Annotated in this window: 15 protein-coding genes; 10 read left to right on the top strand and 5 right to left on the bottom strand. The window is 64.6% G+C overall.

What is annotated here, in order from left to right; translation table 11 throughout:
* Positions 1-48 precede the first annotated feature (48 nt).
* The gene (locus tag ACFZCE_RS07645) at positions 49-687 is read right to left on the bottom strand and encodes a DsbA family protein (protein WP_390937621.1); all 639 of its coding nucleotides are present in this window, start codon (positions 685-687) and stop codon (positions 49-51) included.
* Between the two features lie 229 nt (positions 688-916).
* Between ACFZCE_RS07645 and yihA the strand changes: the two genes are divergently transcribed.
* A complete protein-coding gene (gene yihA, locus ACFZCE_RS07640) occupies positions 917-1558 on the top strand; it encodes a ribosome biogenesis GTP-binding protein YihA/YsxC (protein WP_390937619.1) in 642 nt (213 codons plus the stop codon).
* Between the two features lie 2299 nt (positions 1559-3857).
* Here yihA and polA read toward each other — a convergent pair.
* The gene (gene polA, locus ACFZCE_RS07635) at positions 3858-6629 is read right to left on the bottom strand and encodes a DNA polymerase I (RefSeq protein WP_390937617.1); all 2772 of its coding nucleotides are present in this window, start codon (positions 6627-6629) and stop codon (positions 3858-3860) included.
* A gap of 69 nt (positions 6630-6698) precedes the next feature.
* On the opposite strand from polA, the gene ACFZCE_RS07630 reads away from it, so the two are divergent.
* Both ACFZCE_RS07630 and ACFZCE_RS07625 read left to right on the top strand, forming a co-directional pair.
* Entirely contained in the window at positions 6699-6971 is a 273-nt protein-coding gene (locus ACFZCE_RS07630) for a DUF2782 domain-containing protein (RefSeq protein WP_390937614.1), read from the top strand.
* A gap of 56 nt (positions 6972-7027) precedes the next feature.
* Entirely contained in the window at positions 7028-7981 is a 954-nt protein-coding gene (locus ACFZCE_RS07625) for a homoserine kinase (RefSeq protein ID WP_390937612.1), read from the top strand.
* Between the two features lie 3 nt (positions 7982-7984).
* On the opposite strand, the gene ACFZCE_RS07620 is transcribed toward ACFZCE_RS07625, so the two are convergent.
* Complete coding sequence (locus ACFZCE_RS07620; RefSeq protein WP_390937610.1) at positions 7985-8914, bottom strand: metal ABC transporter solute-binding protein, Zn/Mn family; 930 nt, start codon at positions 8912-8914, stop codon at positions 7985-7987.
* 57 nt (positions 8915-8971) lie between these two features.
* Here ACFZCE_RS07620 and ACFZCE_RS07615 point away from each other — a divergent pair, with 57 nt between their 5' ends.
* From ACFZCE_RS07615 to ACFZCE_RS07600, 4 genes are all read left to right on the top strand, one after another.
* Positions 8972-9454, top strand: a complete 483-nt coding sequence (locus tag ACFZCE_RS07615; protein ID WP_390937608.1) for a transcriptional repressor — start codon at positions 8972-8974, stop codon at positions 9452-9454.
* On the top strand, positions 9454-10227 hold the full coding sequence (gene znuC, locus ACFZCE_RS07610) for a zinc ABC transporter ATP-binding protein ZnuC (protein WP_390937607.1): 774 nt from the start codon (positions 9454-9456) through the stop codon (positions 10225-10227). Before ACFZCE_RS07615 ends, znuC begins: the two co-directional genes overlap by 1 nt.
* Positions 10220-11005 (top strand): zinc ABC transporter permease subunit ZnuB, encoded by a 786-nt coding sequence (gene znuB / locus ACFZCE_RS07605; protein WP_390937605.1) that lies wholly within the window; start codon positions 10220-10222, stop codon positions 11003-11005. Before znuC ends, znuB begins: the two co-directional genes overlap by 8 nt.
* Before the next feature lie 95 nt (positions 11006-11100).
* The gene (locus ACFZCE_RS07600) at positions 11101-11817 is read left to right on the top strand and encodes a PA5502 family lipoprotein (RefSeq protein WP_390937603.1); all 717 of its coding nucleotides are present in this window, start codon (positions 11101-11103) and stop codon (positions 11815-11817) included.
* Between the two features lie 42 nt (positions 11818-11859).
* Here the strand turns inward: ACFZCE_RS07600 and katE are convergent, their stop codons facing one another.
* The gene (katE, locus tag ACFZCE_RS07595; RefSeq protein WP_390937601.1) at positions 11860-13977 is read right to left on the bottom strand and encodes a catalase HPII; all 2118 of its coding nucleotides are present in this window, start codon (positions 13975-13977) and stop codon (positions 11860-11862) included.
* A gap of 231 nt (positions 13978-14208) precedes the next feature.
* Between katE and ACFZCE_RS07590 the strand changes: the two genes are divergently transcribed.
* From ACFZCE_RS07590 to ACFZCE_RS07580, 3 genes are read left to right on the top strand one after another with little or no spacing between them, the layout of a single operon-like run.
* On the top strand, positions 14209-15216 hold the full coding sequence (locus tag ACFZCE_RS07590) for an ATP-binding cassette domain-containing protein (RefSeq protein WP_390937599.1): 1008 nt from the start codon (positions 14209-14211) through the stop codon (positions 15214-15216).
* Positions 15216-15887 (top strand): methionine ABC transporter permease MetI, encoded by a 672-nt coding sequence (locus ACFZCE_RS07585; RefSeq protein ID WP_390937597.1) that lies wholly within the window; start codon positions 15216-15218, stop codon positions 15885-15887. The genes ACFZCE_RS07590 and ACFZCE_RS07585 overlap by 1 nt, the downstream gene beginning before the upstream one ends.
* A gap of 50 nt (positions 15888-15937) precedes the next feature.
* On the top strand, positions 15938-16711 hold the full coding sequence (locus ACFZCE_RS07580; RefSeq protein WP_390937595.1) for a MetQ/NlpA family ABC transporter substrate-binding protein: 774 nt from the start codon (positions 15938-15940) through the stop codon (positions 16709-16711).
* 1 nt (position 16712) lies between these two features.
* Here ACFZCE_RS07580 and ACFZCE_RS07575 read toward each other — a convergent pair whose 3' ends face one another.
* Entirely contained in the window at positions 16713-18296 is a 1584-nt protein-coding gene (locus tag ACFZCE_RS07575; RefSeq protein WP_390937593.1) for an EAL domain-containing protein, read from the bottom strand.
* Positions 18297-18338: the final 42 nt, after the last annotated feature.

Raw genomic sequence — 18338 nt, 5'->3', positions numbered from 1 at the left:
ACCGCTTGCGCGGGGCAAAGAGCGCCTTCTCAGGGCTGCTACGAGGGGTTACTTGCTCGCTTGCCGCTCTTTCTCGATCAGGGTATCGGCCACCTTCAGGGTTTCTTCAGGGCCGCCTGCCGAACCGAGGTCAAAACGGTATTTGCCGTTCACGATCATGGTCGGTACGCCGGTCACGCCGTACTGTTGGGCCAGGGCCTTGTACTGGGCGACTTTGCCTTTGACGGCGAACGAGTTGTAGGTTTCGAGGAACTTGGTTTTATCCACGCCCTGGGTGGCGACGAAGTCGGCCATTTCTTCAGGGGTTTTGAACATCTTGTGTTCTTTGTGGATGGCGTCGAACACCGCAGTGTGCACCTTGTGCTCCACGCCCATGGTGTCGAGGGTCACGAACATCTGGCCGTGCACGTCCCAGATACCGCCGAACATGGCCGGGATGCGGTGGAAGTTGACGTCTGCCGGGAGTTTTTCGATCCACGGGTTGATGGTGGGCTCGAACGCGTAGCAGTGCGGGCAGCCGTACCAGAACAGCTCGACCACTTCGATTTTGCCGGGCTCGGACACCGGTACCGGGCTGTCGAGAACGGTGTACTGCTTGCCGGCTTCGATATCGGCGGCCTGGGCGGCACCGACCAAACCGAACACGCTGACCAGCGCGAGGGCGGCGCTGATAATCAGGTTACGCATGCTTGACTCCTGAGCATTGGGGGTTCGTTTGAATACACCGGTTGCTAGACCCGCGTAAACAAGAATGAGTTCGACAGTGTAACGGGTGATGTAGGCAAAAAGGCCGTTGGGGCACGTGCCTGAGCCACAATTTATGTTGCAACGATGAAGCCAAGGTTAAGCGGCGGCCGGCAGGGAGGGGCACAAAGGCGGTATACTGGCGCCCATCGAACGAATTCGCGGACTGCTCATGGTGTACAAGAACCCCCTCATCGGCCTTTGCCAACAGGCGACCTACGCCGTGAGCGCGGCCAAAGTCGATCAGTGCCCCCCCGACGAAGGCTTCGAAGTCGCCTTTGCCGGGCGCTCCAACGCGGGCAAGTCCAGCGCCCTCAACACGCTGACCCACGCCAGCCTGGCGCGCACCTCGAAAACCCCGGGCCGCACGCAGTTGCTGAACTTCTTCCGCCTCGACGACGCGCGCCGCCTGGTCGACCTGCCCGGTTACGGCTACGCCAAGGTGCCGATCCCGCTCAAACAACACTGGCAGCGCCACCTCGAGGCCTACCTGGGCAGCCGCGAGAGCTTGAAGGGGGTGATCCTGATGATGGACGTACGCCACCCGATGACCGACTTCGACCAGATGATGCTCGACTGGGCCGTGGCCAGCGGCATGCCCATGCACATCCTGCTGACCAAGGCCGACAAACTCACCTTCGGCGCCGCCAAGAACACCCTGCTCAAGGTGCAGAGCGAGATCCGCAAGGGCTGGGGCAATGGCATCAGCATCCAGTTGTTTTCCGCGCCCAAGCGCCAAGGGCTGGATGAGGCCTATCAGGTGCTGGCCGGCTGGGTCGGGCTCGAGGCGCCAGAGGCGACCGCCGAGGAATGAGCGCGGATACGCGAGCATAAAAAAACCGCCGATGATGGCGGTTTTTTTATGGGCCTTGGCAGTGTACGAAGCTGCCGAGGCGGGGGCCTTGAAGTCCCACCCACGGCGCTATCCTACGGTTTGCCCGGGGGTTGTGCAAGCCAGTGAACGGCAAGACAAAACGTATTTTTTTGTTATTAAACCCTTTTTAATCAATTAGTTATAAACATTTTTCGTTTTGCCTGAGCGCCGTTTCACGCCTACTATCAGCCTCGCTCAGCCGGTAGGTGGTGGGCGAAGGGCTGGATGGGGACGCGCGCGCAGTTTTGGCCCTTCCGGCCCAGGCGTACGAACCTGGATCGGGCTCGCGGAAGGCCTTCTAACCGGCCTCCCTTGAAGTCCCACCCACCGGACCCACGGCGAGCCAGCTCCGATCAACTCGCCGGAGGGCAGGCCTCTGTCAAAGGAGCCTGCAAGCATGAAGCGTTTTCTTCGGATCGCGTTGCGTGTACTGAGCACCCTGGCGAGCACATACCGCGCGTATGAGTTCTTCAGGGACCACTGGAAGCCGTAAGCCCCAGGGAACCCGCCTCGGCCTAACAGCCGGGGTGGGTTTTAGTGTGTGTACACGGTTGCCGGGGCGCTTCGCCCGGCACTCACCGATGCTGCGTGGACATAAAAAAACCGCCGATGATGGCGGTTTTTTTATGGGCCTTGGCAGTGTACGAAGTTGCCGAGGCGGGGGCTCTACCACTGACAAACTCTGTGCATCCTACCTTAGTGTGTGCACGGTTGCAGGTGCGCTTCGCCGGGCACAGCCGGCCACGGCCCTCACCGATGCTGGGTGGACATAAAAAAACCGCCCATCACGACGGTTTTTTATGCTCCTCAGGTTACGAAGCTGGGGAGCGAGCGTCTCAACACCCTCTCAACCTGGCCATCCTACCGTCGTCAATCAGCCATTGCAATTGCAACTGGAAACGCTGAAGGGAATACCGTTTTTTGTAGAATTATGTATTAAAATCAAACATTTAGAATGATTTTTCGGTTTGCCTAACTGTGCCCACAGCGGTATGGTCCATATCGCTCAGCCAGTTGAGAGGGTGATGCGGGATGGCCGGGGAGCGCGCGCAGTTTTGGCCCTTCCGGCCTGGGCCCACGAACCCTGATCGGACTCGCGGAAGGCCTTTCAACCGGCCTTCTCTCAACATCCTCTCAACCGGACCCACGGTGAGCCAGCTCCGATCAACTCGCCGGAGGGCAGGCCTCTGTCAAAGGAGCCTGCAAGCATGAAGCGTTTTCTTCGGATCGCGTTGCCTGTACTGAGCACCCTGGCGAGCACATACCGCGCGTATGAGTTCTTCAGGGACCACTGGAAGCCGTAAGCCCCAGGGAACCCGCCTCGGCCTAACAGCCGGGGCGGGTTTTAGTGTGTGTCGGTATCCTGTGGGAACAAAAAAACCGCCAATCACGGCGGTTTTTTATGCCCCAACAGTGTACGAAGCTGCCGAGGGTACCCTTTGAATCATGACCTACGGGTAGCATGCTACTGCTGCCCGCATTGGCTTGCAAGCTCACTAGGCTAGCGTTCTGTTTGATAAAAAAGTGTAATTAAAACATATATCTAGACGCATATTTTGGCTTGAGGGCGCTGAGTTGGAAGCGCTATCGTTCCTTTGCTCAGCGGTTGGGCAGTGAATCAGAGGGCAGTCCGGAAGCGCGCGCGGTTTTGGCCCTTCCGGCCCAGGCGTACGAACCTGGCTCGGACTCGCGGAAGGCCCTTTAACCGGCCTACCTTTGAATCCTGACCTACCGGGCTCATGGCGAGCTCGCTCCGAGATGGCTCGCTTGAAGGCAGGCCTCCTGACAAGGAGACTGGCACATGAAGCGTTTTCTTCGGATCGCGTTGCCTGTACTGAGCACCCTGGCGAGCACATACCGCGCGTATGAGTTCTTCAGGGACCACTGGAAGCCGTAAGCCCCAGGGAACCCGCCTCGGCCTAACAGCCGGGGTGGGTTTTAGTGTGTATGCAAGGTTGCCGGGCGAAGCGCCAGTCAACTCACTCACCCTGCTTTTCTCCAGGCGAAAAAAAGCCCCGGACTTCGTATGGGGAGGGAGAAGTTCCGGGGCTTAAGTCCGGACCGCTAGGGCGAAGTCCAGATATCTGCCAACACTTAACACAACATAGGAGCATCGAAGGGCTTCACTAGCCATTCGCAACCTCTGAGTGCCTGGCGGCGGGTTTAGTTCCCGGCGCGGGTGGGCGAAACGCGAATGTGAAGCAGCTTTCACGTTCGCCCGGGTTCGGTTCATCCGCGCCTAGTGGGCCTGGTCCCAGTTATCGCCCACGCCGACTTCCACCAGCAGTGGCACGTCAAGGGTGGCGGCGCTGCTCATGTGCAAGCGCAGTTGCTCGCTCACTTCGCTGACCAAGTCCTCGCGCACTTCCAGCACCAGTTCGTCGTGCACCTGGAGGATCATCCGGGCGTCGACCTGGCTGTGCTGCAGCCATTGGTCCACGCGGATCATCGCCTTCTTGACGATGTCTGCCGCGGTGCCCTGCATCGGCGCGTTGATCGCGGTGCGCTCGGCGCCGCGGCGCAGGGCCGGGTTCTTGGCCTTGAGGTCGGGCAGGTACAGGCGCCGGCCAAACAGGGTTTCGACAAAGCCCTGCTCGTTGGCCTGGGTGCGGGTGCGCTCCATGTAGGCCAGCACGCCGGGGTAGCGGGCGAAGTAGCGGTCGATGTAATCCTGCGACTGCTTGCGGTCTACGCCGATCTGCCGGGCCAGGCCGAAGGCGCTCATGCCGTAGATCAGGCCGAAGTTGATCGCCTTGGCGCTGCGGCGCATGTCTTGGGTCACGCCTTCGAGCTCGACGCCGAACACTTCGGCGGCGGTGGCGCGGTGCACGTCGAGGTTGTTGCGGAAGGCGTGCAGCAAGCCTTCGTCCTTGGCCAAGTGGGCCATGATCCGCAGTTCGATTTGCGAGTAGTCCGCGGCCAGCAATTTGTAGCCTGGGGCGGCGACGAAAGCCTGGCGGATGCGCCGGCCTTCGGCGGTGCGGATCGGGATGTTCTGCAGGTTCGGCTCGCTCGACGACAACCGCCCGGTGGCCGCCACCGCCTGGCCGTAGGAGGTGTGGATGCGCCCGGTGCGCGGGTTGATCTGCTCGGGCAGGCGGTCGGTGTAGGTGCTTTTGAGCTTGCTCATCGAGCGGTACTGCATCAGCACCTTGGGCAGCGGGTATTCCTGCTCGGCCAGCTCCGCCAATACGGCTTCAGCGGTAGAAGGCTGGCCGGTGGCGGTTTTGCTGATCACCGGCAGGCCGAGTTTTTCGTACAAGATGGTGCCCAATTGTTTGGGCGAGCCCAGGTTGAACTCCTCGCCGGCGATGGCGAAGGCTTCGCGTTCGAGGGCAACCATTTTTTCGCCCAGCTCCAGGCTTTGCGCGCCCAGCAACTTGCCGTCTACCAACGCGCCGGTGCGCTCGATGCGTGCCAGCACCGGCACCAGCGGCATTTCGATGTCGCGCAGCACCGGTTCCAGGCTGGGGATTGCCGCCAGCTTCTGGCTCAGCACCTGGTGCAGGCGCAGGGTGATGTCGGCGTCTTCGGCGGCGTAGGGGCCGGCCTGTTCCAGGGCGATCTGGTCGAAGGTGAGCTGCTTGGCGCCCTTGCCGGCGATGTCGGTGAAGGCAATGGTGGTGTGATCGAGGTAACGCGAGGCCAGGCTGTCCATGTCATGGCGGGTGGCGGTGGCATCGAGCACGTAGGATTCGAGCATGGTGTCGAAGGCCACGCCGCGCACCTGGATGCCGGCGCTGCGGTCACCGCCAATGGCGCAGTTGGCGAGGATGTTGATGTCGTACTTGGCATGCTGCGCCACCTTGGCCTTGGCCGGGTTTTCCAGCACGGGCTTCAATGCCGTGAGCACGATGTCGCGGTCGAGCTGCTCGGGTACGCCCATGTAGGCGTGGGTCAGCGGGATGTACGCCGCCTCATGGGGCGCCACCGCGAACGACAGCCCCACCAACTCCGCGCGCTGGGCATCCAGGCCGGTGGTCTCGGTGTCGAAGGCGAACAGCTCGGCGGCCTCCAGCTTGGCCAGCCAGGCGCTGAACCGCTCCGGGGTGAGCACGGTTTCGTAGTTCACCTCGGCCGCCGGCGCGGCCGCTACCGGCTCGCCGTCGGCGCTGGCTACCGGGTTGGCGGCCACGTCGCGCTTGAGCTCTTCGAGCGGGCCCTTGAACTCCAGCTCGGAATACAGCGCCAGCAGCATTTCGCGGTCTGGCTCGCCGCACACCAGTTGGTCGACCTGGATATCGAGCGCCACGTCGGTTTTGATGGTCGCCAGCTCGTAGCTGAGGAACGCCATGGCGCGGTGCTCTTCGAGCTTGGCCGGCAGGCCCTTGGCGCCGCGGATCGGCAGCGTCGGGACCTTGTCGAGGTTGGCGTACAGCTCGGCCAGGCCGCCGCCGATGCCTACCAGCAGGCCTTGGGCGGTTTTTTCGCCCACGCCCGGCACGCCCGGAATGTTGTCGACCTTGTCGCCCATCAGCGCCAGGTAATCGATGATGTGCTCTGGGCCCACGCCGAACTTCTCGCGCACGCCGGGTATGTCGAGCGAGCTGCCGGTCATGGTGTTGACCAGGGTGATGTGTTCGGTCACCAGTTGGGCCATGTCTTTGTCGCCGGTGGAGATCACCACCTCGCGGCCGGCGGCGGCGCTTTGCCGCGCCAGGGTGCCGATCACGTCGTCAGCCTCGACCCCCTCCACGCACAGCAGCGGGTAGCCCAGCGCGCGCACGCTCTGGTGCAGCGGCTCGACCTGCACGCGCAGGTCGTCGGGCATGCTCGGGCGGTTGGCCTTGTACTCGGCGAACAACTCGTCGCGGAAGGTCCCGCCCTTGGCGTCGAACACCACCGCGAACAGGCTGTTGGGGTACTGCTTGCGCAGGCTCTTGAGCATGTTCAACACGCCCTTCACCGCCCCGGTGGGCATGCCCTTGGAGGTGGCCAGCGGCGGCAGGGCGTGAAAGGCACGGTAGAGGTACGAGGAACCGTCCACCAGGACGAGAGGCGCTTGGCTCATGGGCAAAATCAACCTTTGGCGGCAGGGCCGACGCTAGAATATGAAGAACACAAAGGAGACAAGGTTACCATGCGAGTGCTTATCTGCCTGATCATTGCGGCCCTGGCCGCCCCTGCGCTGGCCGCCGAGCCGCCCCCGGCCGGCACCCAGGTGACCACCTACGACCAGGGCAACGTGACCGTGCAGGAATACCGCGTGCGCGGCCAACTGTACCGGGTCAAGGTCATCCCCAAGCACGGCAAGCCCTATGACCTGGTGCGCGCCGACGGCACCGGCGAGAATTTCATTCGCGCCGACCAGCCTGGCTTGCAGATTCCTCAATGGACGCTGTTGCAGTGGTAGAATCGCCGCTTTCTCACTAACCGGCACCCCAGGTGCCCGAACCGGCGCGCGAGCATATGTCTGTTTTTACTCCCCTGACCCGGCCTGAGCTGGAAACCTTCCTTGCCCCCTATGGCCTGGGCCGCTTGCTCGACTTTCAAGGGATTGCCGCCGGCAGCGAGAACACCAACTTCTTCATCAGCCTGGAACAGGGCGAGTTCGTGCTGACCCTGGTCGAGCGCGGCCCGGTCGATGAAATGCCGTTTTTCATCGAATTGCTCGACGTGCTCCATGAGGCCGACCTGCCGGTGCCGTTCGCCGTGCGCACCACCGGCGGCGAAGCACTGCGCGAGCTGGCCGGCAAGCCGGCGTTGCTGCAGCCGCGGCTGAGCGGCAAGCATATCCAGCAGCCCAATGCCCAGCATTGCGCCCAGGTGGGTGGGCTGCTGGCGCACGTGCACCTGGCCACCCGTGGCGAGTGCTTGCTCGAGCGCCGCACCGACCGGGGCCTGGCCTGGATGCAACAGGAAGGCGAGCGCTTGATCGGCCGGATGAACAGCACCGATGCCGCCCTGCTGCGCGCCGCGCTGGATGAAATCAACCAGCACCAGGCGGCGATCATGGCGTTGCCACGGGCCAACCTGCATGCTGACCTGTTCCGTGACAACGTGATGTTCGAAGGCACCCACCTGACCGGGGTGATCGACTTCTACAACGCCTGCTCCGGGCCGATGCTCTACGACGTGGCCATCAGCCTCAACGACTGGTGCTCGGAGGCCGACGGCAGCATCAACCTGCCCTTGGCCCAGGCCTGGCTGGGCGCCTACGCGGCGCTGCGGCCGTTCACCCCGGCGGAGGTGCAACTGTGGCCGGCGATGCTGCGGGTGGCCTGCGTGCGCTTCTGGCTGTCGCGGCTGATTGCCGCGCAGTCGTTCGAAGGCCGCGACGTGCTGGTGCACGACCCGGCCGAACTGCAGCGGCGCCTGGCGCAACGCCAACAGGTGGCGCTGGCGCTGCCGTTCGCGCTGTAAGGCTTACAGCGCTTCGAGGCACCCGGCCAGGTTATCGGCCAGGTTGTTCAGCAGGGTTTCGTAGCCATCGGCCGGGGCGTTCTTGAAGCTGCCCAGGGCGTCTAGCTCAGCCAGCTTGACCGGCAGCCCGGCGGTGAGGGTCTCGGCCAGCCGCGGGCGCACCGGCGGTTCGCTGAACACGCAGGTTTTGCCCGCCTCCTGCAAGCGCGCGCGCATCGCCGCCACGTGCTGGGCACCGGGCTGCACTTCGGCGGCCACGGCGAACACCCCGGCGTGATGCAGGCCGTAGGCCGCTTCGAAGTAGTCGAAGGCTTCGTGGAACACAAAGTACGGCTTGCCTTGCACCCCCGCCACGCGAGCCTTGATGCGCGCGTCCAGGGCGTCGAGGCGCTGGCTGAAGGCGGCGGCGTTGGCCTGGTAGCGCGCGGCGTTGGCCGGGTCGGCGTTGGCCAGGTCGGTGGCCATGCGCTGGGCGATCACCCGCGCATTCACGCTCGCCAGCCACAGGTGGGCGTCCAGCGAGCCTGGGCGGTGGTCATGGTCGTGGTCGTCGCTGTCTTCTTCATGGGAGTGGGCGTCTTCGGCGAAGCGGCGCAGGGCCAGCCCTGGCAAATTCTGCACGGCCACGGTGGGCTTGCCGCGGGCTTGCAGCGGCTTGGCCATGAAGGCTTCCATGTCTGGGCCGATCCAGTACAGCAGGTCGGCCTCGGCCACCTTGCGCACGTCAGACGGGCGCAGTGCGTAATGGTGCGGCGAGGCGCCCGGCGGCAGCAGGACGTCTGGCTGGCCCACGCCGTTTTGCACGGCGGCGGCGATCAGTTGCAGCGGCTTGATGCTGGCCAGCACCTTCACCTCGGCCTGGGCGCTGGGCAATAGCGCGGCGGCGAGGGTAAAAACGACAAACAGCCTAAGAATACGCGGCACGAAGAACACCTCTGGGCCCTGAAAGGGGTAACATAATAACGTCTCTAGCCTGGAACGTCCTCGCCCATGCTCAAAACGCCTCTGGCCAACCAGCCCCATGACCATTCCCGCTGCGTGCACAGCGCGCTCGCCGAAGCCGACACCCTGTGCGGGCAAAAAGGCCTGCGCCTGACCGCCCTGCGCCGGCGGGTGCTCGAACTGGTATGGCAAAGCCACAAGCCGCTGGGTGCGTACGACATCCTCGGCGTGCTCAGCGAGCAAGACGGCCGCCGCGCCGCGCCGCCGACGGTGTACCGCGCGCTGGACTTCCTCCTCGAAAACGGCCTGGTGCACCGTATCGCCTCGCTCAACGCCTTCATTGGCTGCGTACACCCCGAGCACTCGCACCAGGGCCAGTTCCTGATCTGCCGCAGCTGCCATGTGGCGGTGGAGCTGGAACAGCAAAGCATCAGCGAAGCGATCGTCAACGGCGCCGCCGGCATTGGCTTCACCGTCGAGGCGCAAACGGTCGAAATCGTCGGCCTGTGCACCAACTGCAAGGCCGCCTGATGAGCGACGCGTTGATCCGCCTGGAGCAGGTGAGCGTGACGTTCGCCGGGCAGAAAACCCTCGATGGCATCGACCTGGTGGTGCGCCCGGGCGAAATCGTCACCCTGATCGGCCCCAACGGCGCCGGTAAAACCACCCTGGTGCGGGCCGTACTCGGCCTGCTGGCGCCGGGCAGTGGCACGGTGTGGCGCAAGCCGAAGCTGCGTATCGGCTACATGCCGCAAAAGCTCCAGGTAGACGCCACCCTGCCGCTGTCGGTGCTGCGGTTTTTGCGTTTGGTGCCGGGCGTGAGCCGCGACACCGCCGCCGCGGCGCTGGCTGAAGTGGGCGCCGGGCATGTGATCGACCACCCGATCCAGTCGATCTCCGGCGGCGAAATGCAACGCGTGCTGCTGGCCCGGGCCCTGTTGCGCGAGCCGCACCTGCTGGTGCTCGATGAGCCCGTGCAGGGTGTGGACGTCGCCGGCCAGGCCGAGCTGTACAGCCTGATCACCCGCCTGCGCGACCGCCACCAGTGCGGCGTGCTGATGGTCTCGCACGACCTGCACGTGGTGATGAGCACCACCGACCACGTGGTGTGCCTGAACCGCCACGTGTGCTGCTCCGGCCACCCTGAACAGGTGAGCGGGGACCCAGCCTTCGTCGAGCTGTTCGGCGACAGCGCGAAGAACCTCGCCATCTACCACCACCATCACGACCACCGCCATGGCTTGCATGGCGATGTGCTCCGGCAAGCGCCCCACGTACACGGCCCCCACTGCAACCATGGCTGATTTTCTTCTTTATGCCCTCATTGCCGGGCTTGCCCTGGCGATCGTCGCCGGCCCGCTGGGCTCGTTCGTGGTCTGGCGGCGCATGGCCTATTTTGGCGACACCCTCTCCCACGCCGCGCTGTTGGGCGTGGCCCTGGGCTTTGTGCTCGACGTCAGCCCCACCCTGGCGGTGACCGTCGGCTGCCTGCTGCTGGCGGTGCTGCTGGTCACCTTGCAGCAACGCCAGCCGCTGGCCTCGGACACCCTGCTGGGCATCCTGGCGCCCAGCACGCTGTCTTTAGGGCTGGTGGTGCTGAGCTTCATGCACGACGTGCGCATCGACCTGATGGCCTACCTGTTCGGCGACCTGTTGGCGATCAGCCCTACCGACCTGTACTGGATTCTCGGCGGCAGCGTGCTGGTGCTGGGCCTGCTGGCCTGGCTGTGGCAGCCATTGCTGGCGATCACCGTGCACGAGGAGCTGGCGCGGGTCGAAGGGTTGCCGGTGGCCAGCCTGCGCTTGGGCTTGATGCTGCTGATCGCCATCGTGATCGCGGTGGCGATGAAGATCGTCGGCGTGCTGTTGATCACCTCGCTGCTGATCATCCCGGCCGCGGCCACCCAGCGCCATGCCCGTTCGCCGGAGCAGATGGCCCTTGGCGCGAGCGTGCTGGGGGTGTTGGCGGTGTGCGGCGGGCTGGCATTGTCGTGGTTCAAGGACACCCCGGCCGGGCCGTCGATCGTGGTCAGCGCGGCGGCGCTGTTTCTGTTGAGTTTTGCCTGGCCACGCAAGGTTTGATCGCAGGCGGCGGGCCCTCGAATGCCGATGGCTTTTTCGCCAGCCCCCTTAGCGTGTATGCTTGCGCGATTTGCGCAACTTAGAGAATGGCAGCAATGACGCTTTTCGCCTCCCGTTGTTTGCTGGTCGCGGTCGTTTCGCTGGGCTTGGGCTTGGCCGCTTGCCAGAGCAAGCCGCCCGAGCCTGCGCCGCCCGCGCCTCCAACGGCCGCGGAGGCCTTGCAGCAGAACATCGCCAGTGGCGAGCTGGCCACCGCTGAAGACCAACTCGGTACCCTGCAGGCGCAGAACCCGGCAGACCCGGCCCTGGAGGGCTACCAGCGGCAGTTGGCCGAGGCCTACCTGCAACGCAGCCAGGTGTCTCTGCAAAAGGGTGATGTGAACGCCGCCGCCACCGCGCTGGCGCGGGCGCGCTCGCTGATGCCGCAAGCACCGGCGCTGATCGGTGGAGTGAACGGCGCCATCGCCCAAGCGCGCAAGGCTGAGCTGGAACAGGCCGAAGCGGCGCTGAAGGCCGCCGAGGCCAAGCCGGCGGCGAAAGTGATCGACCCGTCCGCCAACAGCACCCCAGTGGCCCTCGATACCGCCCATATCCACAAGATGCAGGCGCAGCTCGACGACATCGCCACCGATGTGGTCAATTACAACTGTGACGTGGTCATTCAGGCGCCGCGCAAGGCCGACGGCCCATGGCTCGAAACCTTGTTGCGCAAACGTGTGGGTAAGCTCAGTTCGGGGCTGGACTACACCGTTGGGCACCGGGTAGTGCGCAACCAGCCGGCGATCATCATCTTGAGCCCGGCTAAGCCTTGAGGGCCCCTCGCCCGGCTGCGCCGGGCGATAGGCCTCAACCCGCTACGCCGGAATCGCCTTCGCCTTCGGCTCACGCGCCCAGACGCGGTGCTCGCCGATGGCCTTGATCCAGGCTTTCGGGTCGCCAATCACCAGCCCGGCGTCTTCTTCCAGCCCCAGCGCATCGACCAGTGGCTTGGCCCCCGGGCAAACGCCGATGGCCTTCAGGTGCTTGTAGGCTTCGAGCACGAAGTGCTTGGCCACCCCATCCTCGCCCAGCGCCTGTACCGCGGCGTCGCCGCCGATCACCCAGATCGCGTCGAAGGCGATCGACGGCAGGCCTTCCATCGAGGCGTCGACGGCCAGGGTTTTGCCGTCACTGCTGGTCACCGGCGCCGAGGTGGGGCCCAGCACCTTGGCGTGGGCACCGGCGGCGGCCACGGCTTTTTTCACCGTGTCCACGGCGCTGGCGTCGGTGCCGTTGGCCACCAGCAGCGCCACCTTGCGGCCCTTGATGTCGGCCGGTAGCAGGTTGAGCTGGCTCAGCGCCGGCGAGGCCTTGAGCGACGCCTGCTTGCCCTTGCTGCCCGCGGCCGGCTTGGGCAGGCCCAGGTTGGCCGCCACGCGGCCGGCCAGCTCCGCGTCGATGTTGGCAAGGATTTCGTTGACCACCCGCTCGCGGATGAACACCCGCTCCACCTTGCCCAGCTCGAAGCTGTACGCCGCGATGATGTGCTCTTGCTCAGGCGTGCTCATGCTCTGGAAGAACAGCCGCGCCTGGGAGAAGTGATCGGCGAACGAATCACTGCGCTCGCGCACCTTGTGCGCTTCCACGCGCTCCTGATACGTCTCGAAGCCGCCGTCTACCGGCCCGGCCGGGGTTTCCTTCGGCCAGCCGCCGTCGATCGAGTTTGGCTCGTAGGCGGCGCGGCCCTTGTCGACGGTCATCCGGTGCATGGCGTCGCGCTGGCCGTTGTTGTTCGGCGCGATGGGCCGGTTGATCGGGATTTCATGGAAGTTCGGCCCGCCGAGGCGGCTGATTTGCGTGTCGGTGTAGGAAAACAACCGGCCTTGCAGCAGCGGGTCGTTGCTGAAGTCGATGCCCGGCACGATATGCCCGGGGCAGAACGCGACCTGCTCGGTTTCGGCGAAGAAGTTGTCTGGGTTGCGGTTGAGCACCATCTTGCCCAGCGGCGTCACCGGTACCAGCTCTTCGGGGATGATTTTGGTCGGGTCGAGCAGGTCGAACTCGAACTTGTGCTCGTCGGCCTCGGGCACGATCTGCACGCCCAGCTCCCATTCGGGGTAGTCGCCCATTTCGATGGCTTCCCAGAGGTCGCGGCGGTGGTAGTCGGTGTCTTTGCCGGCGAGCTTCTGCGCTTCGTCCCAGACCAGCGAGCACACGCCCTGCTTGGGCTTCCAGTGGAACTTGATGAACACCGCCTCGCCCTTGCCGTTGATGAAGCGGAAGGTGTGGATGCCAAAGCCTTCCATGGTCCGCAGGCTTTTCGGGATGGCCCGGTCAGACATCGCCCAGATCACCATGTGCGCCGACTCCGGCACCAGCGAGACAAAGTCCCAGAAGGTGTCGTGGGCCGAGCCGCCAGTGGGGATTTCATTGTGCGGCTCGGGTTTGACCGCGTGTACGAAGTCCGGGAACTTGATCGCGTCCTGGATGAAAAACACCGGCATGTTGTTGCCGACCAGGTCGAAGTTGCCTTCGTCGGTGTAGAACTTGGTGGCGAAGCCGCGCACGTCGCGCACGGTATCGCCCGAGCCGCGCGGGCCCTGCACGGTGGAAAAGCGCACGAACACCGGGGTTTGCTTGCCCTTCTCGCGCAAAAAACCGGCCTTGGTCAGCGGGGAGTGGTCCGCGTAGGACTCGAAATAGCCGTGGGCCGCGCAGCCGCGGGCATGCACGATGCGCTCGGGAATGCGCTCATGGTCGAAGTGGGTGATCTTCTCGCGCATGATGAAGTCTTCGAGCAGCGAGGGCCCACGGGCGCCGGCCTTGAGGGTGTTCTGGTTGTCGCTGATCTTCACCCCGTGGTTGGTACGCAGCGCCTGGCCGGTGGCATCGGAGCGGAACGGCTCCAGCGCGTCGAGTTTGGCGTTGTGGTTGGCGCGGTCCGGGGTGTCGGTACCGGCCATCTGGCTCTTGACTGGTTTCATCGGGCCCATCTCCTCAATTGGCTATGGCCCTCTCGGCGGAGGGCTGATCACGGTCACTGAGGTAACTGACTGGCGCGGTGAAATACCCGTTCCATTTATATGGGGTCGCCATCGGTCGGCTTATGACCAGGGCGAAGCATGCGCTAAAAATAAATGCTAAATCGGTGTGCCGGGCTCAGGTAAAATGCTCGGCTTTTTGGCTATCCGCCAATCAATTCCAGCGCCCAAAAGGTTTGCCCATTGATTGAATTTCACGACGTCCACAAGACCTACCGTGTGGCCGGGCGGGACATTCCCGCCCTGCACCCGACCCGCCTGGAAGTCCCGCGCGGCCAGGTGTTTGGCATTATCGGCCACTCCGGCGCCGGCAAAAGCACCCTGCTGCGCCTGATCAACCGCCTGGAGCAACCCAGTGGCGGCAAGCTGATCATCGACGGTGAAGACGTCACCGCCTTCAATGCCGGCCAATTGCGCCGCCTGCGCCAACAGATCGGCATGATCTTCCAGCACTTCAACCTGCTCAGCTCGCGCACCGTGGCCGACAACGTCGCCCTGCCGCTGCGCCTGGCCGGTGAGTTGCAGGCCCGCGAGATCGACGCCCGGGTTGCCGAACTGCTGGCCCGGGTAGGCTTGGCCGACCACGCGCGCAAGTACCCGGCGCAGTTGTCTGGTGGGCAAAAGCAGCGGGTCGGCATCGCCCGCGCGTTGGCCACCCAGCCGAAAATCCTGCTGTGCGACGAAGCCACCAGCGCGCTGGACCCGCAAACCACCGCCTCGGTGCTGCAGCTGCTGGCGCAGATCAACCGCGAGCTGGGCCTGACCATCGTGTTGATCACCCACGAAATGGACGTGATCCGCCGTGTGTGCGACCAGGTCGCAGTGATGGACGCCGGGCGCATCGTCGAGCAAGGTCCGGTGGCCGATGTGTTCCTGCACCCGCAGCACATCACCACCAAGCGTTTCGTGCAGGAAAGCGAGCACACCGACGGCGACGAGCAGCACGATGACTTCGCTCACGTGCCTGGGCGCATCGTGCGCCTGACCTTCCGCGGCGAGGCCACCTACGCCCCACTGCTGGGCACCGTGGCGCGGGAAACCGGCGTGGACTACAGCATCCTCGCCGGGCGAATCGACCGCATCAAAGACAGCCCCTACGGCCAGTTGACCCTGGCCATCACCGGCGGGGACCTCGACGCCGCCTTTGCCCGCTTCGCCGCGGCCGACGTGCATCTGGAGGTGCTGCGCTGATGGACATGCTGTCTTACTTTGCCAATGTCGACTGGGCCGACATCTGGGAGGCCACCCAGGACACCCTGCTGATGATGGGCGGCTCGCTGCTGTTCACCGTGCTGCTGGGCCTGCCGCTGGGGGTGTTGCTGTTCCTCTGCAGCCCACGGCAGTTGCTGGAGAACCGCGCGGCGTACATGGCGTTGTCGTTCGTGGTCAACGTGCTGCGTTCGCTGCCGTTCATCATCCTGCTGATCGTGATGATCCCCTTCACCGTGCTGCTCACCGGTACCTCGCTGGGCGTGGCCGGGGCGATTCCGCCGTTGGTGGTGGGGGCCACGCCGTTCTTCGGCCGCCTGGTCGAAACCGCGCTGCGGGAAGTGGACCGCGGCATCATCGAGGCGACCCAGGCAATGGGCGCCACCACTGGGCAGATCATCACTCGCGCGCTGTTGCCCGAGGCACGCCCAGGAATAATTGCAGCGGTGACCGTCACGGCGATCACTTTGGTGTCATATACCGCGATGGCCGGCGTTGTCGGTGCCGGTGGCCTGGGTGACCTGGCCATCCGCTTCGGCTACCAGCGCTTCCAGACCGACGTGATGATCGTCACCGTGGTGCTGCTGCTGGTACTCGTGCAAGTGCTGCAAAGCGTGGGCGACCGCTTGGTCGTGCATTTTTCGCGCAAATAAAGAATGACAACAACCGCGCCCCCGCGGGCGCGGCTTCAAGGAGCAACACCATGAAAAACCTGCTGGTGGCCCTGGCCGCCGTTTTCAGCCTCAGTGCCCATGCCGCCGACACCCTGACCGTGGCGGCCACCGCCGTGCCGCACGCGGAAATCCTCGAATTCGTGAAGCCGCAACTGGCCCAGCAAGGCGTTGACCTTCAGGTGAAGGTATTCACCGACTACGTGCAGCCCAACGTGCAGGTGGCGGAAAAACGCCTCGACGCGAACTTCTTCCAGCACCAGCCGTACTTGAGCGAGTTCAACGCCGGCAAGGGCACCGACCTGGTCGCGGTGACCGGCGTGCACCTCGAGCCGCTGGGCGCTTACTCCACCAAGTACAAAAGCCTCAGCGAACTGCCCGGTGGCGCCACCGTGGTGATCCCCAACGACGCCACCAACGGCGGCCGCGCGCTGTTGCTGCTGCAGGCCGCGGGCCTGATCAAGCTGAAAAACCCGACGGACATCCTGGCCACCACCAAGGACATCGCGGAAAACCCCAAAGACCTGAAAATCCGCGAGCTCGAAGCCGCCACCCTGCCGCGGGTGCTGACCCAGGTCGACCTGGCGCTGATCAACACCAACTATGCGCTGCAGGCCAAGCTCGACCCTTCCAAGGATGCGCTGGTGATCGAAGGCAAGAACTCGCCTTACGTGAACATCCTCGTGGCGCGCCCCGACAACAAAGACGCCCCGGCCATGCAGAAGCTCGCCGAGGCCCTGCACAGCCCTGAGCTGAAGCAGTTCATTCTCGACAAGTACAAAGGCGCGGTGGTGCCGGCGTTCTGATTCAGGCCAGGTGCGCCGCCGGCTGCAACACCAGCTTGCGGAACCGGCGCGCATCCAGCGGCTCGGCGAACAGCCAGCCCTGGCCGTAGTCCACCCCTTCGGCGTGCAGCAGTACCGCCTGGGCTTCGGACTCGATCCCCTCGGCGATCACCCCCATGCCCAAGGCGTGGGCCATGCGGATGATGTGCGGCGCCAGGCCGCTGCTGGCGACGTCTTCGCCCATGGCGCCGACGAATGCCTTGTCGATTTTCAGCGCATCCACCGGCAGGCTTTGCAGGTAAGCCAGGCTGCTGTAGCCGGTGCCGAAGTCGTCGATGAGAATCCGGTGGCCGTGTTCGCGCAGGCTTTGCAGGGTGCTGCGCGCCGCTTCTACGTCAATCAGCCCGCGCTCGGTCACCTCGAAGGTGATCTGCTGCGGCGCCACCCGGTAGCTTCTGAGCAGCCGCGCCGCCACGCTGGCGATGCGCGGCTCTTCGACATCGCACGCCGCCAGGTTAACCGAGATGTACAGCTCTGGCTGTGAGCGCAGCAGGCTGCCGAGTTGGTCGAGCACGCTGTGCAGCACGAAATCGGTGATCTGGCGGATCTGCCCGTTGTCTTCGGCCATGGGGATGAACAGCTCTGGGCTGGTCAGCGAACCGTCGGTGCGGCGCCAGCGCACCAGCGCCTCGGCGCCGATGCAGCGGCGGCTGCCAAGGTCGAAGATCGGCTGGTACAGCACGCGCAGTTCGCCCCGGCGCAACGCCCCTTGCAGCGCCGTGCTCAATGAGCCGCGGTACATGGCGGCCTGGTACACCAGCCAGCCGATGCACAGGCTGAGCAGCGCGCTGAACGGGTAGAACAGCCACAGCGTGCCCACCATCACCGCTGGCAGGTCGGCGCGGGGGGTGATCATGACCAGTTGGTAATCCGGCGAGCGGGTGTTCATCCAGTAGATGAGCTGGTCCGGGGTGACCTGCAGGATGTTCTGCGTGCCCACCCGCGGTGGCGGCCAGGCTTGCGCTGGGCCCAGCACGGGTACCGCGCGGCGGCCTTGGTCGAGCACCATCAACAGGCTGCCGCCGGGGGGCAGTTCGACCATGTCGACCAGGTGCCCGCGGGAGGTCGAGACGCGGAAGTCCCCACGGCCCACCACCAGCGAGGCGATGTTGTCGTTGGGCTCCAGGGTGGAATTCAGCCAGTAGCTGTACACCGGGCCACGCAGGTCGGGTGAGCGGTTCCACACCGCGCTGCTCTCGCGGTTCGAGCAGGCTTGCGGCCCGCCGACGTAGGCGGCTTCGTAAACGAAGCGGTGTTCATACCCCACCTGGCGCAACAGCGACAGCATGGCCGGGCCGCAGTCACGCAGGCCTTGGGCCTGGAGGGTGTCTACCGCCTCGCGCAGTTGGCTGAAAATCTGTTCCAGGCGCTGCACGAAGCGTTCGCCGCGGGCGTTCATCTGGGCGCGTTCGTTTTCCAGCTGCTGGTGGCGGATCAGCCAGTGGCTGAACAGGAACAACAAGGCTGCGCAGGCCAGGGCCGCGACCATGGCGCTGAGGCCGGGCCGGCCCAGGCGTTGGTACAACCGCGTGCGCAGGTGCTCCATAGAAGGGTCCCGATGGCGAAGGCTAGAGTAACCGACGACACA

The organism is Pseudomonas sp. NPDC007930, from assembly GCF_042958985.1.
GTDB lineage: Bacteria > Pseudomonadota > Gammaproteobacteria > Pseudomonadales > Pseudomonadaceae > Aquipseudomonas.
The sequence above is the reverse complement of the archived record's forward strand: the minus strand, read 5'-3'. Positions and strand labels throughout refer to the sequence as shown.